This is a genomic window from Arthrobacter sp. LAPM80 (assembly GCF_046736435.1).
Taxonomy (GTDB): domain Bacteria; phylum Actinomycetota; class Actinomycetes; order Actinomycetales; family Micrococcaceae; genus Specibacter.
In genome coordinates this window covers 36,935-56,622 of sequence record NZ_JBCHVD010000007.1, presented here as the reverse complement: position 1 = coordinate 56,622, position 19,688 = coordinate 36,935, and the positions used below count along the sequence as shown (strand labels likewise).

Annotated in this window: 18 protein-coding genes; 12 read left to right on the top strand and 6 right to left on the bottom strand. The window is 63.6% G+C overall.

Annotation, left to right across the window (positions count from 1 at the left end):
* The 11 genes from prcA to AAGW05_RS09015 all read left to right on the top strand — a co-directional run bounded on the left by prcA (position 1) and on the right by AAGW05_RS09015 (position 13,362).
* A complete protein-coding gene (gene prcA / locus AAGW05_RS09065; RefSeq protein ID WP_411804182.1) occupies positions 1–732 on the top strand; it encodes a proteasome subunit alpha in 732 nt (243 codons plus the stop codon).
* Positions 733–780: 48 nt separating this feature from the next.
* A complete protein-coding gene (gene pafA, locus AAGW05_RS09060) occupies positions 781–2,154 on the top strand; it encodes a Pup--protein ligase (RefSeq protein ID WP_411804181.1) in 1,374 nt (457 codons plus the stop codon).
* 161 nt (positions 2,155–2,315) lie between these two features.
* Positions 2,316–3,302 (top strand): FKBP-type peptidyl-prolyl cis-trans isomerase, encoded by a 987-nt coding sequence (locus AAGW05_RS09055; protein WP_411804180.1) that lies wholly within the window; start codon positions 2,316–2,318, stop codon positions 3,300–3,302.
* 21 nt (positions 3,303–3,323) lie between these two features.
* Positions 3,324–3,719, top strand: coding sequence for an FKBP-type peptidyl-prolyl cis-trans isomerase (locus tag AAGW05_RS09050; RefSeq protein WP_411804179.1), 396 nt, complete (start codon positions 3,324–3,326; stop codon positions 3,717–3,719).
* Between the two features lie 146 nt (positions 3,720–3,865).
* Positions 3,866–5,932, top strand: a complete 2,067-nt coding sequence (locus AAGW05_RS09045) for a helix-turn-helix transcriptional regulator (protein WP_411804178.1) — start codon at positions 3,866–3,868, stop codon at positions 5,930–5,932.
* 69 nt (positions 5,933–6,001) lie between these two features.
* Complete coding sequence (locus AAGW05_RS09040) at positions 6,002–6,313, top strand: hypothetical protein (RefSeq protein WP_411804177.1); 312 nt, start codon at positions 6,002–6,004, stop codon at positions 6,311–6,313.
* A 21-nt stretch (positions 6,314–6,334) separates the two neighbouring features.
* On the top strand, positions 6,335–6,637 hold the full coding sequence (gene tatA / locus AAGW05_RS09035; RefSeq protein WP_411804176.1) for a Sec-independent protein translocase subunit TatA: 303 nt from the start codon (positions 6,335–6,337) through the stop codon (positions 6,635–6,637).
* Between the two features lie 59 nt (positions 6,638–6,696).
* Positions 6,697–7,491, top strand: coding sequence for a twin-arginine translocase subunit TatC (gene tatC / locus AAGW05_RS09030; protein ID WP_411804318.1), 795 nt, complete (start codon positions 6,697–6,699; stop codon positions 7,489–7,491).
* Positions 7,492–7,531: 40 nt separating this feature from the next.
* Positions 7,532–10,471: a DEAD/DEAH box helicase gene (locus tag AAGW05_RS09025; RefSeq protein WP_411804175.1), complete on the top strand. Its 2,940-nt coding sequence runs from the start codon at positions 7,532–7,534 to the stop codon at positions 10,469–10,471.
* 84 nt (positions 10,472–10,555) lie between these two features.
* Positions 10,556–12,184, top strand: a complete 1,629-nt coding sequence (locus AAGW05_RS09020; RefSeq protein ID WP_411804174.1) for an amidohydrolase — start codon at positions 10,556–10,558, stop codon at positions 12,182–12,184.
* 446 nt (positions 12,185–12,630) lie between these two features.
* A complete protein-coding gene (locus AAGW05_RS09015; RefSeq protein WP_411804317.1) occupies positions 12,631–13,362 on the top strand; it encodes a polyprenol monophosphomannose synthase in 732 nt (243 codons plus the stop codon).
* A 219-nt stretch (positions 13,363–13,581) separates the two neighbouring features.
* Here AAGW05_RS09015 and AAGW05_RS09010 read toward each other — a convergent pair whose 3' ends face one another.
* From AAGW05_RS09010 to AAGW05_RS08995, 4 genes are all read right to left on the bottom strand, one after another.
* Positions 13,582–13,923 (bottom strand): RNA polymerase-binding protein RbpA, encoded by a 342-nt coding sequence (locus AAGW05_RS09010; RefSeq protein ID WP_411804173.1) that lies wholly within the window; start codon positions 13,921–13,923, stop codon positions 13,582–13,584.
* A 249-nt stretch (positions 13,924–14,172) separates the two neighbouring features.
* Complete coding sequence (locus AAGW05_RS09005) at positions 14,173–15,108, bottom strand: SPFH domain-containing protein (protein WP_411804172.1); 936 nt, start codon at positions 15,106–15,108, stop codon at positions 14,173–14,175.
* Between the two features lie 84 nt (positions 15,109–15,192).
* Complete coding sequence (locus AAGW05_RS09000) at positions 15,193–15,681, bottom strand: NfeD family protein (RefSeq protein WP_411804171.1); 489 nt, start codon at positions 15,679–15,681, stop codon at positions 15,193–15,195.
* 64 nt (positions 15,682–15,745) lie between these two features.
* Complete coding sequence (locus tag AAGW05_RS08995; protein WP_411804170.1) at positions 15,746–17,155, bottom strand: PLP-dependent aminotransferase family protein; 1,410 nt, start codon at positions 17,153–17,155, stop codon at positions 15,746–15,748.
* A 59-nt stretch (positions 17,156–17,214) separates the two neighbouring features.
* On the opposite strand from AAGW05_RS08995, the gene AAGW05_RS08990 reads away from it, so the two are divergent.
* Positions 17,215–17,916, top strand: coding sequence for a YczE/YyaS/YitT family protein (locus tag AAGW05_RS08990; RefSeq protein ID WP_411804169.1), 702 nt, complete (start codon positions 17,215–17,217; stop codon positions 17,914–17,916).
* Here AAGW05_RS08990 and AAGW05_RS08985 read toward each other — a convergent pair.
* Positions 17,913–18,800, bottom strand: coding sequence for a putative RNA methyltransferase (locus tag AAGW05_RS08985; protein ID WP_411804168.1), 888 nt, complete (start codon positions 18,798–18,800; stop codon positions 17,913–17,915). The two genes, AAGW05_RS08990 and AAGW05_RS08985, sit on opposite strands and share 4 nt — an antisense overlap.
* A 41-nt stretch (positions 18,801–18,841) precedes the next feature.
* Positions 18,842–19,477, bottom strand: coding sequence for a peptide deformylase (locus AAGW05_RS08980; protein WP_411804167.1), 636 nt, complete (start codon positions 19,475–19,477; stop codon positions 18,842–18,844).
* Positions 19,478–19,688 lie beyond the last annotated feature (211 nt).

Here is a 19,688-nt window from a genome sequence, read left to right as displayed (position 1 = left end):
ATGGCACAGCAATTTTACGTTTCCCCCGAACAGGTCATGAAGGACCGCGCCGACTTTGCCCGCAAGGGCATCGCCCGCGGCAAGTCGGTCGTGGTGCTCAGCTACCTCGACGGCATGGCCCTCGTGGCCGAAAACCCGTCGCCGACCCTGCACAAGATCGGTGAAATCTACGATCGGATCGCCTTCGCGGCCGTGGGCAAGTACAACGAATTTGAGAGCCTGCGCCAAGCCGGTGTGCGCTACGCCGATGTGCGCGGCTACTCCTATGACAGGGTTGATGTCACAGCCCGCGGCCTGGCCAGCGTCTACGCGCAAAGCCTTGGCACTGTCTTCACGGCGGAACAAAAGCCTTTTGAGGTTGAGCTGGCCGTTGCCGAGGTGGGGGAGCGGCAGGGAGAGGACCATATTTTCAGGCTGAACTTTGACGGCTCCATTTCCGATGAATCGGGATTCCTGGCCATGGGCGGCAAGGCCGAGGTTGTCCAGGCCGTATTGGCAAAGGTGTGGGCGCCGGGCGCCAGCCTTGGCCAGGCGCTGCACTGGGCGGTCGCCGCCCTCGAGGCACCACGCGGGGAAGCGGCGGCGGCCGGAAACCAGCCGGCCGTGCCTCTTGAAGCCGGTAATCTTGAGGTGGCGGTCCTTGACCGCCTCCACTCCCACAACGGCGGGCTGCACCGTGCCTTCCGCCGGCTGACCGCCGTCGACGTCGCCGCGCAACTGGCAGCGGTCTAGGCATAAGGCACCATGACAAAATGACAAGCAACTAAGGAGATAACCCAGGTGGACCGGCGGATTTTTGGCATTGAAACAGAGTTTGGCGTGACGTATTCGGCACCAGGCTCCCATCCGTTGTCCCCTGAAGAAGTCGCCAGGTACCTTTTCCGCAAGGTTGTCAGCTGGGGGCGCTCCTCCAACGTCTTCCTGCCCAATGGGTCCAGGCTCTATCTCGATGTCGGATCCCACCCCGAATACGCCACGGCCGAGTGCGACGGCATCGCCCAGCTCATCGCCCACGACAGGGCAGGGGAGTTGATCCTGCACGACCTTGTCCAGGAGGCACAGGAACGGCTGGAAATCGAGGGCTACAACGGAAAGATCTTCCTGTTCAAGAACAATGTGGATTCGGCCGGCAACTCCTATGGCAGCCATGAAAACTACCTGATCACCCGCAAGGGCGAATTCAACAGGCTCGCCGACATCCTCATTCCTTTCCTTGTTACCCGGCAGCTCATGTCCGGCGCCGGAAAAGTCCTCCCGGCGCAGCAGGGCGGAAAGTACGCCTTTTCGCAGCGGGCAGACCACATTTGGGAGGGCGTGTCATCGGCGACAACCCGGTCCCGTCCCATCATCAACACCCGCGACGAGCCCCACGCCGACGCCGAACTCTACCGGCGCCTGCACGTCATCGTGGGGGATTCGAACATGTCCGAAACCACCACAATGCTCAAGGTTGGCAGCGTCGATTTGATCTTGCGCATGGTTGAGGCAGGCACCATCATGAGCGACATGCGCCTTGAAAACCCCATCCGCAGCATCCGGGAGATCTCTCACGACATCACGGGCAAACACCCCTTGAAGATGGCTGATGGGCGCACCATGACGGCCATTGAAATCCAGCGCCAATACCTGGAAAAGGTGACTGCCTTTGTCAACGTCAACGGCGCCCACCACGATTTGGTGCCGCGCATCCTTGACCTGTGGGAGCGGACCCTGGATGCCGTCGAATCCGAAAACTACTCCGGTATCGACACCGAAATTGACTGGGCCATCAAGGCCAAGCTCATCGGAGCCTACGCCAATCGGCACGGCCTTGAATGGGTGTCCCCCGAAGTGGCCCAGCTTGACCTGCGCTACCACGACATTTCACCCGAGCGCGGGCTGTTCAACATGCTCGAACACCGCGGATCGGCGGCGAAGGTCGTCAGCGACGCGGACATCAAGGAAGCCGTCGACGCCGCACCGGCCACGACCCGCGCCTATCTGCGCGGCAAATTTGTCAGCGCTGCCAGGGACTCGGGCCGGGACTACACGGTTGATTGGGTGCACCTGAAACTCAACGACCGGACCCACCAGACAATCCTGTGCAAGGACCCGTTCCTCAACGAGGACCCGCGCGTCGAGGAGCTCATTGCCTCCCTGCGGTCCACATTTTGACCCGCCCGGCCAATCAACAGCCTTTCTCCAGTTTCACCCGTTAAGCTAAAGGCGGCCCATGGCTTTCGAATGTCCGCCCGGCCACCACTGATTCACCTGCACAGCCTGCCGCGGCGGGCCATGCGCCCATGCCCCATAGACCCGCAATCGAAAGTGTTTCTGTGCGCCGACTACTTGCACTGCTTCTCCCACTGCTGCTCCTCGTGACAGCCTGTTCCCCCGGAACATCCGAACCGGCAGCATCCGAGGCTTCCCCCAGCGCCACGGTATCAATTCCGCCGTCGAACTCTGAGGCGCTGGCATCGGTCAAGGTGGAGGACCAGGGCAAGGGCAAGGCCCCGAAGGTGACCTTCGACAAGCCGTTGGCCATCAAGGCCGAGTCGATGCGCGTTGTCACGCAGGGCGACGGCGCCCAGATCAAGGACGGCCAGATCGTCTCCTTCCAGCAGGTCATGTTCAACGCGACGGACGCCGCCGTCCTGGGTGAAACCTTCACCAAGGAACAGAACAACAACGTCACCCTTGATGCGAACTTCAAGAGCCAGTTCCCCATGGTCTACACCACGTTCGCCAGCGCCAAGGTTGGCTCCTACATCGCCTACGGCCTCCCCGGCCAGGCAGCCGTTGCCGGCAGCACCGCAGCCCCCACACAGGCAGCAACGCCCGCCCAGCTGAGCGTCTTCTTCGTGACGGCAGCCAAGGACGCCCCGCCTGCCGCCAAGGTCATGAGCAGCGATGACGTGAAGGCCCTAGTCAAGGAAGGCAAGCTTCCCGTTGCCAAGTTTGATGCCAAGGGCATCCCCAGCATCACCATCCCCAAGAATGACGCACCGGCAGATTTGGCCGTCGAGGTCCTGACCGAAGGCACCGGCGCGGTCCTGACGGCGGCCGACACCATCTCGGCTCTCTACACCGGCTGGACCTGGAACGGGAAGCAGTTCGATTCCGCCTATGACCGCGGCACGCCCAGCGAATTCCCGCTCAAGGGCGTCATCCAGGGCTGGACCTTGGGCTTGGCCGGCCAGAAAGTCGGATCCACGGTGCTACTGACCATTCCCTCCTCACTTGCTTACGGCCCAGACGCGGCAGCCCAGGGCAAGCCGGACGGACCGCTGGTATTTGTTGTTAAGATTGAATCGAAGAAGTAAAGAAACCCTGTAAGGAGCACCATGTCTTTCGCAAACAGCAACTTTGACCGCAAGAAGCCGGAAATCGATTTTCCGGAGCACGCAGTACCCACCGAGCTCGTGATTGAAGACCTCATCGAGGGTGACGGCGCAGAGGTCGTCCGTGGCAGCACGGTGTCCACCCACTACGTTGGCGTCGCCTTCTCCACCGGTGAAGAATTCGACTCCTCCTGGGGACGCGGCGCACCGCTGGACTTCAAGGCCGGCATCGGCCAGGTGATCCAGGGCTGGGACCAGGGCCTGCTGGGCATGAAGGTCGGCGGCCGCCGCCGCTTGGAAATCCCCTCGGAGCTGGCTTACGGTTCACGTGGCGCAGCAGGTGCCATCGGACCCAACGAAGCGCTGATCTTCGTCGTCGACCTGGTCGGCGTGCGCTAAGCACCCCCCCCGCTCCAACTGGCCCGCAGTAAGCGGCGAAAAACCCACGTATTTCGTGAATTTTCGCCGTTTGCTGCGGGCCAGTTGCTTTAAGGGCAGGGATGGCGGGTCCGTAACACCATGCCGCGGCTAGTACTGTGGGCCATGTGTCCACAAAAATTGATGCCACTGAACGCCTCCTGAACCTGGTGATTGCCCTTCTGGGCACCAAGGCCGGCCGTAGCAAGAGCTACCTCCGGGAGCGGATCAACGGCTACACCGGCGAGGCTGCCACGGCCGCCGAGGAAGTCAAGGTGCAGGCCGCCTTTGAACGCATGTTTGAGCGCGACAAGAAGGTCCTGCTCAAGTTGGGCATCCCCATTTCACAGTCCGAACTCCAGGGGGACGACGCCCAGGAGCAGGTGCTGTACCGCATCAACCCCGACGACTACAGGGTGCCCGCGGTCCGGCTCGATGAGGACGCCATGACGCTTCTGGCCATCGCGGCCAACCTGTGGTCAGAGGCCGCGCTGGGCGATGCGGCCCAGTCCGCCCTGCGCAAGATCGCCACGCGTGCAGGCACCGGGTGGTACGAGGACGACACCACCGCCAGGTCGCGCATCCGCACCGCCGAGCCGTCCATTGATGCGCTGTGGTCAGCCCTGCGCGGCAACCACCCCGTCACCTTCAGCTACAGGCGCTCGGGGGCGCAGGAGAGCACAACCCGAACGGTGCAGCCGTGGGGGCTGGGCAGCAAGTACGGCCAGTGGTACCTGCGATCCTTTGACCTGGACAAGTCGGCGGAACGCAATTTCCGCCTCTCCCGCATCACCTCCGACGTCGAGGTCCACACCACCGAAACCTTCGAGCGTCCCGCCGGGTTCAACATCGCCGATGTGCTTGCAGGCCTAGGCAAGGGCCGGGGGTTCACAGCACACATCGGCGTGCCGGCGGGCTCCGGCCATGCCCTGCGCGGCCGCAGCGGTGCCACAGTGGTCACTGGCACGCAGTGGGACAGGTCCGGCTGGGACGTCCTTCGCATCACCTACCGTGAGCCGGAGTTGATGGCCGAGGACGTTGCCTCCCTGGGTTCCCAGGCGTTCGTCCTGGATCCTGCCGAACTCAGGGACGCCGTTGCCTCCCAGTTGCATCTGGCAGCAGCAGCCGCCTCGGCGGCACAGTCAGAGGCACACGCGGACCTTGCCTGGAAGAGGAAACTCGCGCCACAGCCCGCGAAGAAGAAGGACTCCCGCGACAGGCTTGTCCGCCTCCTGTCCATGGTCCCGTATCTGGTGGCCAACCCCGGCGTCGACGAGGCCGAGGTCATGGCCGAATTCGGCATCAGCGCCGCCCAATGGGACAAGGACAGGGATACTCTCAATGTCACAGGCCTGCCGGGCTATTACCACGGCGACCTCATGGACGTCACCACCGAGGCCGGCCAGGTGTTCATCAGGGACGCCGAAACACTGGCCAGCCCCCTGCGCCTGACCCAGGAAGAGGCCTGCTCCGTCCTCGTCGGCCTGAAGGCCCTTGCGACACTTCCCAGCACCCACCTGAGCGGTTCGCTCAGCCAGGCCATCGAGTCAGTGGCAGCGGTGGCGGGGGAGGACGCCTGGCTGGCCGACGCCGTCGGGCTCCACCTGATCTCCGGGCAGGAGATGGACACCATTGCGGCGCTGCAGGAAGCCATCTCGCACGGCCGCGCCTGCGCCATCACTTATTTGGTGCGCACCCGTGATGAATTGAGCGAACGCACCGTCGAGCCGCTGCGGCTGTTTTCCGAGGATTCGGTCTGGTACCTGAGAGCCTGGTGTCGCAAGGCCGCAGGACTGCGCAGCTTCCGCGTGGACCACATCAAGTCACTGGCCGACGCCGGGCCACGGGAGAACGGGGGCGCAGGGTCCGCCACGTGGCGGCCAGGCACCGGCATCTATCACCCCGGAAGCGACGACGTCGCTATCCAGCTGGTCGCCGATGCCGAAACTGCCCGCAGCCTCGGCCCCGCCTACAACGCGCAGCCCTTTGACCTCGGTGCTGACAAGGTGGGGCTTCGGTTGCTCGTCGGTGACACCTCGACGCTGCCCCCGCTCATGGCCAGGCTTGGCGGCCACGCCTGGGTGGCCGGACCGGCCACGGTGCGCGATGGGACCGCTGCCTGGCTGGCCCGGGCGGTGGACAGCTATGACGCTATGGGCGAAACCTTCGGGGATGTTCCCAGCCTAGGCCGATAGAATCAGCAAATGCCTTGGTGGTCTTGGATTCTCATATGGACAGCGCTTCTAACCCTGTCCTTACTTTTCATGGTCTTTTTGGGCTGGAAACTGTGGCGCGGGGTGAGTGCAACGGCGCGCACTTTCAGTGAGGTCTCGGCCGAACGCCGAACCTATTGGGAGACAAGCCTTGAAAACGCCAAAGTGGAGCACGTCACAGAACCGCGCACGACGGTTCCGGGCAGCGCGGTTTTTGCAACACCTGAAAAAATGAAGGATGATTACCTAGCTGCCAAAGAGGAACGGCGTTTCGCCCGCCTTCAGCGGCGCGTCGCCCGCAGGAAAGAACGCGGACAGCTCCAATCCTTGCGCGACATCGAAGCATTACAAGACGTAGGATGAACCAAAAGGAAAGGCGTTACCGTGGGAAGACTTTTTGAGAGCCCCTGGGCTATCACCATTATCATCATTGTTGTTCTCTTGCTCTTCGCAGCACCGAAGCTGCCCGGCATGGCGCGAAGCCTTGGCCAGTCCATGCGGATTATCAAGTCCGAGGTCAAGGAAATGAAGAACGACGGCAAGGCAGAAACCCCTTCGCCGACACCGACGGCCACCCCTGCGCCGACGGCCTCCGAGGTTCCCTTTGAGGGCAAGATCGTGAACAACCCGGCACATGGCAATGCTTCGGGCGAGGGTACCGGAACCGGTACCGGCGCTCAGTCATAGAAACGCTTGCAGAGCCGGTGGGCGCACCAAAGGGCCGCAAGGCCAATCCTGAAGGGCGGATGCCGCTCAAGGCGCACCTGATTGAGGCGCGCAACAGGCTATTCAAGAGTGCCCTGGCCATGCTTCCCGGCATTGTCATTGGCTGGATCCTGTACGACCCGCTCATGTATGCGCTGACCGAGCCGCTGCGCGAGATCAGCCTGACAAGGAACATCAACGCCTCCTTGAACTTTGAGGGCGTGACAACGTCCTTTGACCTGAAGATCCAGATCTCGTTGATCCTTGGCCTGATCATCGCCTCACCGGTGTGGATCTACCAGCTGTGGGCGTTCATCACGCCCGGGCTGACCAAGCGGGAACGCCGTTACACGCTGTCGTACATGTTTGCCTCGGTGCCGTTGTTCCTTGCGGGCATCTTTGCCGGCTGGATCATCTGGCCGAACATCGTCAGGGCGCTGACGTCGTTTACGCCCACTGGTGGCAGCAACATCATGAAGGCCGTCGAGTACCTGCAGTTCGCGCTGCAGCTGATGCTCTTCATGGGTGTGGCGTTCCTGGTTCCCGTGCTGCTCTTCGCGCTGAATGCCGTCGGCCTGATCCGTGGAAAGACGTACCTGAAGGCCTGGCGCTTCACAATTCTCGGCGTCACCATTGTTTCGGCGATGGCCGCACCGGGCTCGGATGTCATGAGCATGTTCTTCCTGGCCACGCCCTTGCTTGTGCTGTACTTCGGTGCCATTGGCCTGTGCCTGCTCAACGACAAACGCCGTGACCGGCGGGATGCCAAGAAGGCCAGGGAGTCCGAGGCCACCGCCGACGTCCCAACACCTTCGACAGACCTCGAGATCCTTTAGGCCGACCTGGGCAGGCTCCACGCTGACGTAGGCTTGAAGCATGCCAACCTCTGAAACACCGAGCCCTTCCGAACGTTACCTGGCCGCCAAAAACCGGGCCCGGGACCTGGGAACGGGCTTGGCCGATTTCAAGTCCGGCCTGTCCTTTGAGCTGGATGATTTTCAAGACACCGCGTGCCGGGCCGTCCAGGCCGGCAGCGGTGTTTTGGTTGCCGCCCCTACGGGCGCCGGCAAGACCATCGTGGGTGAGTTCGCCGTTTACATGGCCCTCCAACGCGGGGCAAAGGCGTTCTACACCACCCCCATCAAGGCCCTGAGCAACCAAAAGTTCCAGGAACTCGCCGCCAAGTACGGCCAGGAAAACGTGGGCCTCCTGACGGGCGACACCAGCATCAACTCCGAAGCCCCCGTGGTTGTCATGACCACCGAAGTGCTCCGCAACATGCTCTACGCCGACTCCCACACCCTCGCGGGACTCGCCTACGTGGTGATGGATGAGGTCCACTACCTGGCCGACCGCTTCCGCGGCGCCGTCTGGGAGGAAGTGATCATCCACCTTCCCAGTGAGGTCGCCGTCGTATCGCTCAGCGCCACGGTCTCAAACGCGGAGGAATTCGGCGCCTGGCTGGGCACCGTCAGGGGCGACACCGCCGTCGTCGTCTCCGAACACCGCCCGGTTCCCCTGTGGCAGCACGTCATGGTGCGCAAGGACCTCGTTGACCTGTTCGCCGATTACGTCCCCTTCGATGAGACCGCACAGGATCCCGACGGCGCGGCATCCACCGGCGCCGGTACAGACAAGGCCGGTTCGGCCGCCCGAACCCCCAAGATCAACCCCGAACTACTCAAGCTTGCACGCACGGAGTCCGTCAGCACGGGCCGCGGCACTGTGCATGGACGCCGCGGCGGCGGCGGTTCCCGAGGGCGAGGCTATCAAAACAGCAGCCTGTACGAGGAAAAGGATGCCCAGCACGGAGGTCAAAAATTCGGCCAAGGCGGCAACCAGGTTAGCCAGGGTTGGGCCAAGGCGGCGTCCCGCCCCCAGGTGATCCGGGCCCTTGAGAGTCAGAATCTCCTGCCCGCCATCACCTTCATCTTTTCCCGGGCGGCCTGCGACGCAGCCGTGCAGCAGTGCGCAGCGGCCGGGCTGTGGCTGACAACGCCTGAGCAACAGGACGAAATTGCCCGCCGCGTCGACGACGCCTGTGCCGAGCTGCCCGACTCCGACAGGGACGTTCTGGGCTTTTGGGGCTGGCACGACGGCCTGCTGCGCGGACTCGCCGCCCACCACGCCGGCATGCTGCCCAGCTTCAAGGAAGTGGTCGAGGACTTGTTCGCCGACGGCCTGGTCCGCGCCGTCTTTGCCACCGAAACACTGGCATTGGGCATCAACATGCCCGCCCGCACTGTGGTCCTTGAGAAGCTTGAAAAGTACAACGGGGAAGCACACGTTGGCATCACCGCAGGGGAATACACCCAGCTGACGGGCCGGGCCGGGCGGCGCGGGATCGACGTCGAGGGCCACGCCGTGGTGCTGTGGCAACCGGGCACCGATCCCGCGGCAGTTGGCGGCCTGGCCTCCAAGCGCACCTATCCTTTGAACTCAAGCTTCCGCCCCACCTATAACATGAGCATCAACCTGGTGGCCCAGTTCGGCCGGGAACGCACGCGCGACATCCTCGAATCCTCCTTCGCCCAGTTCCAGGCCGACCGTTCGGTGGTCGATTTGGCCCGGCAGGTCAGGTCAAGGGAGGAATCGCTGACCGGCTACGAAAAGGCCATGACCTGCCACTTGGGCGACTTCAACGAGTATGCCAAGCTGCGCCGGGAACTCTCCGACCACGAGTCGGGCGCCTCCAAATCCAAGGCTAAGCAGCGCCGCGACGCGATCGCCGGCTCGGTGGCCAGTCTGCGGACCGGGGATGTGATCATGGTGCCCGGCGGGCGCAACGCGGGGTACGCCGTCGTGCTTGACGCCGACCCTGACGCCAGGGTTCCCCGCCCCGGCGTGCTCGGCATGGACAAGGAATACCGCAGGCTTGGCCTGCACGACCTCCCCGGGCCGGTGGAAGCCCTGGCCCAGGTGCGTGTGCCGAAGGGATTCAACCCGAAGGTGCCCAAGGACAAGCGGAACCTGCTGGCGGCGGTTCAGGCCCGGCTGGCCGACACGACCGGGCTGCGGCCCACCCGGGACGCCGCCTTCCACTACAAGGATTCAGCTGCGGAGGAGAACGAGGCCATTGCCGCGTTGCGCCGTACGCTGCGCACCCACCCCTGCCACGGCTGCAGCGACAGGGAGGAACACGCCCGCTGGTCCGAACGCTGGTGGGCGCTGCGCCGCGAAACCGATGGGATCGTCCGCGCCATTCAGGCGCGCACCAATACCATCGCACGCACCTTCGACCGCGTCATCGATCTCCTGGCGGGCTATGGCTTCGTCACCGCGGACGACGCCGGGAACCTGCGTCCAAGCGCCGACGGCCAGCGCCTGCGCCGTGTGTATGGCGAAAAGGATCTGCTGATTGCCCTCGCCCTGCGCCAAGGCGCCTTCGGGGACCTTGACGCGCCGGAGCTTGCGGCGTTCGTGACAACCCTGGTGTACCAGGCCAAGCGCGACGCCGAAGGCTCACGTCCACGGATGCCAAGCGTCAGCCTGGAGCAGGCAGTGGAGGACGTCATCGTACAGTGGTCGCGCCTGCAGGACGCCGAGGAGTCGCATAAGCTGCCGTTGACAAGTGAGCCCGAGCTCGGCCTTGTCTGGCCCATGTACAAGTGGGCCAGGGGCCGGAGCCTGCAGGATTCGCTCAAGGGCACGGAGCTTGCCGCCGGTGACTTCGTGCGCTGGACGAAGCAGGTCATCGACCTGCTGGGCCAGCTGTCCCAGGTGCCCTCGATTCCTGCCGACTTTGCCTCCGTGTGCCGGCAGTCCATCGTGCTGTTGCGCCGCGGTGTGGTGTCATACACCACAGTGGTTGACTGAGGATTTTTTCCCGGTCCTGCGGTGTTGCGCCCAGCGGGACTCTAGTATTTTTGTGAAGATTTTGTTGAGAGGACAGCTTTTCCCATGTCATTGACCTTGTACCGCAACGGCTCCGTCTACAGTGCCGCCGACCCTTTTGCCACAGCCATGCTGGTCGACGGCGATGTGGTGGCCTGGGTGGGCTCCGAACACGCAGCCACGTCGCTGCTTGACTCGCGGATGCGTGAAATCGACCTCCGCGGAGCACTCGTGGCTCCCGGGTTTGTTGATTCGCATGTCCACGTGACCGAGACAGGGCTGGCCCTGGATTCGGTGGACCTTGCCGGTGCACGCTCCGCCACGGAACTCCTTGACCTGGTTGCCGCGGCCGCAGCATCCACCTCGGGCCTGTTGCTGGGCCATGGCTGGGACAACTCGCTGTGGGCCGACACCCGGCTGCCTGACGCCGAGGCCCTTGACCGGGCCGCCGGCGGCCGCGACGTCTACCTTGCGCGCGTTGACGTGCATTCCGGGCTTGTTTCAGGGTCCCTCGCAGCACGCCTGGGGCTTGCCGGGCTGCCTGGCTGGGATGGAGCAGGCATTGTCAGCGGTGTAGCCCACCAAACGGCCCGCTCCGCAGCCCGGTCACTCGACCCCGAACAGCGCACGGCCGCCCAGCGGCGCGCGCTGCGCCACGCCGCCTCCAACGGCTACGTGGCGCTGGCGGAGATGAGTGCCCCGCACGTGGGCTCCGCCGAGGACCTCGCCGGGTTGATGGCCCTTGCGGCCGTTGACGCCGCTGACGCGATGCCGCAGATCCTGCCCTATTGGGGCCAGCTTGTGTCAAGCACCGAGGAAGCCAGTGAAGTTCTTGCCGGCCTGTCCTCACTGGGCGTTGACATCCTGGGGCTCGCCGGCGACATCAACATCGACGGCTCGCTCGGCTCCGGCTCGGCGTTCCTGCGCAAGCCCTACGCAGACGGTTCATTCGGTACGGCGCAGCTGAGCGTCGAGGAGGTTGCCAACCACCTGGCCGCGACCTCCGAGCTGGGCCTGACAGGTGGTTTCCACGTGATTGGTGACGGCGCCATGGAGATTGCCGTGGCTGGCCTGGAGCAGGCCACGAAGATGGTGGGTATTGACAAGATCAGGGCCGCCGGGCACCGCTTCGAACATGCCGAGATGGTAGACGAGGCCGCCATGGCAGCCCTGGCCCACCACGCCGTCGGCGTTTCGGTGCAGCCCGTCTTCGATGCGCTGTGGGGTGGGCGTGAGGGAATGTATGCACAGCGCCTGGGCGCGGAACGTGCGCTTGAACTCAATCCGCTGGCACGGTTCTACGAGGCCGGAGTTCCGCTGTTCTTCGGTTCCGACGCCCCTGTCACCCCGCTGGACCCCTGGGCCAGTGTGCGTGCGGCACTGAACCACCACGAACCCAGCTCGAGGATTTCGGCGCGCGCGGCCTTCATCGGGCACACCCGTGCAGGGTGGCGTGCGGCCAAGTCCGAGAACCCGTTCCAGGGGCAGTTGGGTGCAGGCGCACCTGCCAGCTTCGCCATTTGGGATGTTGAGCAGCTCATGGTGCAGGTGGCCGACGAGAGGGTGCAGTCCTGGTCGACTGATCCCCGCGCCCGCACTCCACTGCTTCCGGCCCTTGACAATGACAATGATCCGCGGTGCCTGCAGACTGTCCATCTGGGCCGCGAACTGTACTCCAGCGACGACTTCTCCTAGGCCGGGCGCGGGCCCTGACACCGCCGGATACCATGCGAAAAGCCGCTTCCGCCGCGAACTGAGAACACTTGCCAATAGTGCCGCTGACCTGCGCCGATACGCATCGATGCAGGTCAGCACCGTGTTGACAGCCGGGCTGGTGGCAATTAGTTTTAGGGGAGCGGAGAACCTCCGGAAGGAGGGCCCCGGTCGGTGCGGGTGAGAGCCCTGCCGATGCTAGGGAGATGGGTTCGCGCACCAGTAGAAAACAATCTGGCCTTGTGCTTTTGCATGAGACTTTTTTGGTCCGAAGGTGCGTGGACTTATCTTTTTACGTGCCCGCTCCCATATACTTGTATTTTGGCTTTGCCTGCCTGGCCGCTGTGAGTGTCACGCCACTATTTTGGCGCCGGCGGACGCGGTGTGAAGCCACCACCTTTACTTTCACCACGGAAAGGCACCAATTGTTGCGTGTCCTGACGATTATTCCCACATACAACGAGATTGAGTCGCTGCCCAAGACGCTGGCCCGGCTGCGTGCTGCCGTACCCCACTCCGACGTGCTCATCGCGGATGACAACAGCCCGGATGGCACGGGCCAGCTGGCCGACGAATTTGCCGCCAGTGACCCCCAGGTCCATGTCCTGCACCGCGCGGGGAAGGAAGGCCTGGGCGCTGCCTACCTGGCCGGTTTTACCTGGGGCCTTGACGCTGGCTACGACGTCCTTGTTGAAATGGATGCCGACGGCTCACACCAGCCCGAGCAGCTGCCGCTGCTGCTGGACGCCATCGACCAGGGCGCGGACCTGGTGCTCGGCTCACGCTGGGTTCCCGGCGGCAAGGTGGTCAACTGGCCCCTGCACCGAAAGCTCATCTCCACGTGCGGAAGCCTCTACTCCCGGGTGCTGCTGGGCGTCTCCATCCGCGACGTCACAGGGGGCTACCGTGCGTTCCGCCGCAGCACCCTGGAGGCGCTTGACTTCAACTCCGTCGAATCCGTGGGCTACGGATTCCAGGTCGACATGCTGTGGCGGGTGTGCCAAAAGGGCATGAACGTTGTTGAGGTTCCCATCACGTTCGTCGAGCGGGAGTTTGGTGCCTCCAAGATGAGCGGCAACATCGTCCAGGAAGCCATGCTTAACGTCACCAAGTGGGGCCTGAGTGCTCGCTGGAACAAGCTGACCGGCCGCAACAAATAATCCTGCTGTCCGAAGGCCCCGTTCACCGTCATTTACGACGGCGGACGGGGCCTTTCGCCTCCCCGAGCCCCACGCCGTGACTGCCATTTCTAAGGAATCAGGCACCCGGCTACGCTGGGGCCCGGACGTCATCGCGACGGGTTGCATCAAGGCAAAAAAGTGGACGCCCACCAGGGCGTCCACTTTTTTGATTCGGGCAGCGCCCGGGCCTTCACACGGCTAGACCTTTTCGCCGCGCTTTTCGCGCAGGATGGACAGGCGGTCTGCGAGGATGGTCTCCAGCTCGGGAAGCGTGCGGCGCTCAAGGAGCATGTCCCAGTGGGTGCGCACGGGCTTGTCGTTGGAGGTGTCGGGGGCCTCGCCGTTGACAAGCAGGGCCTCCTTGCCGGTCTTGGAGACCCAGGTAGCAGGAATCTCTGCCTCGGAGGAGAACATGACAAACACCTGCTCGCCGTCGGCGCAGCGGTATTCCACGCGCTGGCGGGGAGCCGGCTCCACACCGGATTCGGTTTCCATGCTCTGTGCGCCCAAGCGCATGCCACGCAGGCTGCGATCGCTCATGACTTCTCCCTCAAGTTGTTCCCTGCCCCACATCATTAATGGGGCAAATCTGTAGTGACCCTGATTTCAGCGTCTGGCGCTGAATTCCGGGCCTGTTACGACATTGGTATCAACGCATCACTGAGTGCAATTGTTCCTGCACGGCCGGGATGCGTAGAAGCAGCCGGGCAAAACGCCACGCGGCCAAGCACCCATTATACGTGCTTGGCCGCGTCCAACATGGCGTTGACGGTTGTTCTGTGACCCGGGTTACGGAACCGTGTCTGCGGAGGGTTCAGAAGCTTCCTCGGTATCAGCTGAGGTGGTCCCCAACACGTTGCCGATGCCCTTCAGCGCCTCGCCCACTTCACTGGGGATGATCCACAGCTTGTTGGAGGTTCCTTGTGCAATCTTCGGCAGTGTCTGCAGATACTGGTACGCCAGCAGCTTCTGGGTGGGGTTGCCCTTGTGGATGGCACTGAAGACCTTCTGGATGGCCTGTGACTCACCGTCGGCGCGCAGGATTGCTGCCTTGGCGTCACCCTCGGCCTTCAGGATCGAGGACTGGCGCTCACCTTCTGCGGTCAAAATGGCAGACTGCTTGGTTCCCTCGGCTGTAAGGATCGCGGCACGGCGGTCACGCTCGGCACGCATCTGCTTCTCCATGGAGTCTTGGATCGACAGTGGCGGGTCAATGGCCTTGAGCTCAACGCGGCTGACGCGGATGCCCCAGCGGCCCGTGGCCTCATCGAGCACGCCGCGCAGCTGGCCATTGATCTGGTCGCGCGAGGTCAGTGCCTCTTCAAGGTTCAAGCCACCGACGACGTTACGCAGGGTGGTGGTGGTGAGCTGCTCCACGGCCTGGATGTAGTTGGCGATCTCGTATGTTGCCGCGCGCGGGTCCGTTACCTGAAAGTAGACAACCGTGTCGATGGAGACCACAAGGTTGTCCTCGGTGATGACTGGCTGCGGCGGGAAGGATACAACCTGCTCGCGAAGGTCCAGCAGCGGCAGCAGACGGTCAACAAACGGGATCAGCACCGTCAAGCCGGGATTGAGTGTGCGTTGGTACTTTCCCAGCCTTTCAACAACGCCCGCGCGGGCCTGTGGAATGATGCGCACCGACCGAACAAGGACTATCACTACAAATATCAACAGGACTAATACAACAAATAGCCACACAAGTGTGCCGGCACCGTCTCCCATGAAATCCCCTCTTTTCCGTGTAAAGAATCGTTGCACCGCTGTGTACTGGCGCCCGGGCATCGGCCCATGGCGCCGCAGCGGCGCCTAGGCTGTTGTGGTGGCTGTGCCTGCCGGATTGTTGTGCGCGGCAGGGTGGTTGACGATGGCGGTTGCGCCCTCGATGGCCGATACTTCCACGGCTGCGCCGACGGGAATCTCGCTTCCTCCTGCGATCCGTGCGGTCCAGATGTCTCCGCCGATCTTCACCAGGCCTCCGCCCATGCCGACCGTCTCCAGGACAACTGCATTGTGGCCGATCAGCCTGTCAATGTTGGAGAGCTGGTCTGCGGGGCCGCGGTGCAAGTGGGCCAGGGCCAGCGGCCTGATCAGAACCGTGGTGGCGAGGGCAACAACGCAGAAGATCACGATCTGCAGCCACAACTCGGCATGGAACAGGTACGCCACGAGGGCGGCCAACGCTCCAACCGACATCAGGATGAAATACAGGTTCAACGTCAGCATTTCAGCAACGGCCAACAGCAGGAACACTGTCAGCCAGATGATCCAGCCAAAGTCATTAATCCAGTCAATCATTGCGTCCCCCTTAGGACTTATTACCGTATCTATGACCCTACTACGCGGGGCTGGGAAAATGCGGCTAGATTACAGCCTGAAGCGGCATTCTTAGCGGGTCCGATCCCACGTGTGCGGCAATGCGGCCCAGGATCTCGATGCCGTCGTGCAATTGCCCGTCGGTGTAGCAAAAGGGCAGGCGCAGATAGCGCTCAAAGGCGCCGTCGACCCCGAATCGGGGACCCGGCACAAGCCCGAGTCCCTCGGCCCGTGCGGCGAGGGCAAGTGCCGAGCTGGAGACCGTCTCGGTGTTGATCCACAGGGACAGTCCGCCGTCGGGCACCTTGACCTGCCATTGGGGAAGGTGCTCGCGCATGAGCCGCACTGCCGTGTCCCGGCCGCGGCGCAGGTCAAGGCTGCGGCTGGCCACCATGGAGGGCATGTCGTTGATCAGCTTCGTGGCGACAAGCTGCTCCATGAGCGGCGTGCCAAGGTCGACGGCGGGCCGGTTGCGCAGGAGCTGGGCCAAGATCTCCCGGGAGCCCCGGATCCAGCCGACTCGCAAGCCGCCCCACGCAATCTTCCCCAGGGATCCCAGTGTCAGGATGCTGGCGGAAAAGGACGCCATGGGTGGCATGGGGCCGCGGTCGATGTCGAGGAAGGCGGTTGTTTCATCGACAACCAGCACCGTGCCTTCGCGCGCCGCGGCTGCTGCGAGGTATTCGCGTTCGTGAACCGACATGCTCATGCCGGTGGGGTTGTGGAAGTCTGGCATGAGGAACGCCATGCTGGGTGCGGCGCGCCTGATTTGCAGGAGGGCCTCGGACAGGTCCCAGCCGCCGTCCTGGCGGACGGGAAATGCCAGTACCCGGGCGCCGGCCTGGGCGAAGGTGTCCAGGGCGTGCGGGTAGGTGGGTTGCTCCACCAGGATCCGTTCACCGGGGGAGTACAGGGAGCGGGTGACAAGGTTTAGTGCGTGCTGTGCGCCGATCGTGACCATGATCTGCTCGGCCGATGTTGGCAGGCCCCTGTCGCGGTAGCTCTGGGCGATTGCTTCGCGCAGGTCCGGCAGGCCCACAAGGTCAAAGCCGTCGTGGACCAGGTTGGCCGGAAGCTCCTCCAGTGCCGCGGCGTAGGCTGCCTGAATGCCCGGATAGGCCGGCGCCGTGGCCTTGGTGAAATCAAGGGCCAGTCCGGGATGCAGTGCATGTTCGCCGCGTTCCCTGCCGGGAAGCTGCAGGGTGCTTCCGGATCCGCGCACGCTGGCGAGGAATCCGTCCTCGCGCAGCTTCGAATAGGCCGCGGCAACGGTTGTACGGCTCAGATCCAGTGCCTGGCTGAGTTCGCGTTCAGCGGGCAGGCGGGCTCCGCTGGATAGGCGGCCATCCATCAGCAGGACACGGATCCGCTCCGCCAGGGCCTTGTACGCAGGGGCGCCGCTGCGCCATTCGCCAAGTTCACGGGCAAGCCGTCGGCCGGTGACTAAAGTGTTCATGGAGCCACCTTAGTGGAATTGGCTCTGTTGCGTAAGGCCAGTTTGCCTAGACTTGAACCATGCGCTTGTTCCTTACGACCCAAAACCTCTCCGTCCGCATGGTCCGGCTCTTTCTTGGCCTGGCCCTCTATGGCCTGGCCATCGCCCTGATGGTGCGCGGAAACATTGGCCTGTCGCCATGGGACGTCTTTTCCCAGGGGATATCCCGCAGCACGGGATTGACCTTCGGTCTGTGCACCATCATCATCAGCGGCGTGGTCCTGCTGTTCTGGATTCCCCTGAAGCAGTGGCCCGGGTTTGGCACCATCGCCAACGCGATCCTGGTTGGCGCCTTCGCCGATGCGGGATTGGCCCTTATTCCGCAGGCCAATCACCTGCCCCTGCAGATTGGCACCTTTGCCGCCGGCCTGTTCCTTTTGGCCTTCGCCACGGCGCTGTACATCGGCGCGGGACTGGGGCCTGGCCCGCGCGATGGATTGATGACCGGCCTTGTCAGGGTCACCGGCAGGCCCGTCTGGCTGATCCGGACGGCCATTGAGCTCAGCGTTGTGGTGATGGGCTTTTTCCTCGGCGGGGTGGTGGGCGCGGGAACGGCCGCCTTCACCTTCGGGGTGGGGCCGCTGACCGAGCTGACTATGCGCTGGTTGCGCGTCGACCTTCATGCCAGGCGACCGGGCGCAACCAACGCAACCGCCAAAAATGCCGAGGCAAACGGGCCTATGGACGCCCTGAAGCCTGCGCAGGGGCTATGTCGGGACTAGGGGTGTGTGGAGAGAGCCCGAAAGACTGAGATCCGGAAGGCGGCAGTCGCGGACGTCAGTGCCGGAAGCTTGGCGAGTCGTTGCCCCAGCTCCACGGGGTCCAGGTGGTGCCCGGCAGGCCCCATAAGTGCCACGTTGCCGACGTCGGACGGGGTAAGCCGCAGCGGGATGAGCAGTTCACGGCTGCCGGCCGGCTCAAATTCCGCGGCCAGGGAATGCACCAGCGCCGATTCCTTGTCCTCCTGGATGCCAAGCATCCCCGCATCCCGCGCAATTTCGGCCAGGTGCTGCGGCAGGGGCGTGACAACCACCAGGACCCCGCCAGGCTTGAGGATGCGCGCAAACTCGCCCGCATTGCGCGGGGCGAAGACAACGAGCACGACGTCGGCCGTGTTCGCTCCCAGGGGCAGGTCACGCCACAGGTCCCAGACAATGTTCACCGCCTCCGGGTTGCGCCGGGCCGCCCTGCGCAGGGCGAACTTGGATATGTCCAGTCCCACTGCTGCCACCGTGCCATCGGTGTTCTCTTCCCCGATGGCTGAAAGGACCTGTTGCAGGTACCAGCCGGTGCCCGTGCCCGCATCCACGATGAGGGAGGGCTCGTCACCTGGAGTGCAGAGATGATCCTTCACAGCGTCCGCGAGCGCTTCACCGAGCCGCTGGTAGTGGCCGGCGTCAAGGAACGCATCCCTCGCGCCGACCATCGCTGCCGTGTCGGGGACGAACTTCGTGCCGTGGCCGGTGAGCAGGTTCAGGTATCCCTGGCGCGCAATGTCGAAGCTGTGGCCGCCCTCGCAGACGAGTGAGCCTGCCTCGGGTAGGGGTGCGGCGAAGCCCAATCCGCAATGGGGGCACAGGAGGGCGTCGACAGCAGAGATTTCCATGCAATCATCTTAGAGCGCCGCAGGGTTTGCGGCCCACGGGGTTAGAACCCCAGGCCTGCCTTGGCGGCCGCAATGCCGGGGTTGGCCCAATGCTGGCTGTACTGGGCATTGCTTGCCAGCGAGCGCGTGACTGCCTTGTCTATGTACAGGGCGCCTGCAAGATGGTCGCTCTCGTGCTGAACGATCCTTGCCTGCCACCCGGAGAATCGGCGGATGCGCGCGGTGCCATGGTCGTCGTCGTACGCCAGGTCAACGGTGGAGGGACGCTCAACGACTGCCTGCCAACCAGACATGGACAGGCAGCCCTCGTAGTGGGAGGCGGTATCGCTGCCCACAGGCGTGTAGCGGGGGTTGAGGATGGTGAGGAGTTCAAGTGGTTCGCGACTGCGCGCGGCGGCGTTTTCAACACTGACTTCGAACATATCTTCGAGCACGGCCAATTGCAGCGGAATGCCGATCTGCGGCGCGGCAAGGCCCACACCCGGCGCTGCACGCATTGTCTCGGTCATGATCTGCACCAGACGGGCAAGTTCGGCTCCAGTCAGCTGTCCGGTGAAGGGGAACGCGGGCATACGAAGCACGGGATGCCCCGCCTGCACGATCGCGGGGAGGCTTTCCGCCGCAAGGACGGCTGCAACCGCCTGCCTGAGGTAGGCATCATCAATCACGGGCGTCATTGCCGTCCTTGACGGCGCTCGATTCCACGTCCAAGGTAAAATTCATGTGTTGTCCCTCCCGGGGATGGTGTTGAAACCCATTGCACGGGCGCGGACTTCAAGGGGAAAATTCTTGGGCATATTCACCATTTTTCTCAAAAAACGCAGCGGCATCAAACCCGGGATGCTGTAGGGAGCATTAAATTCGCTTCCGGGGGTTGTAGGAAGGGGA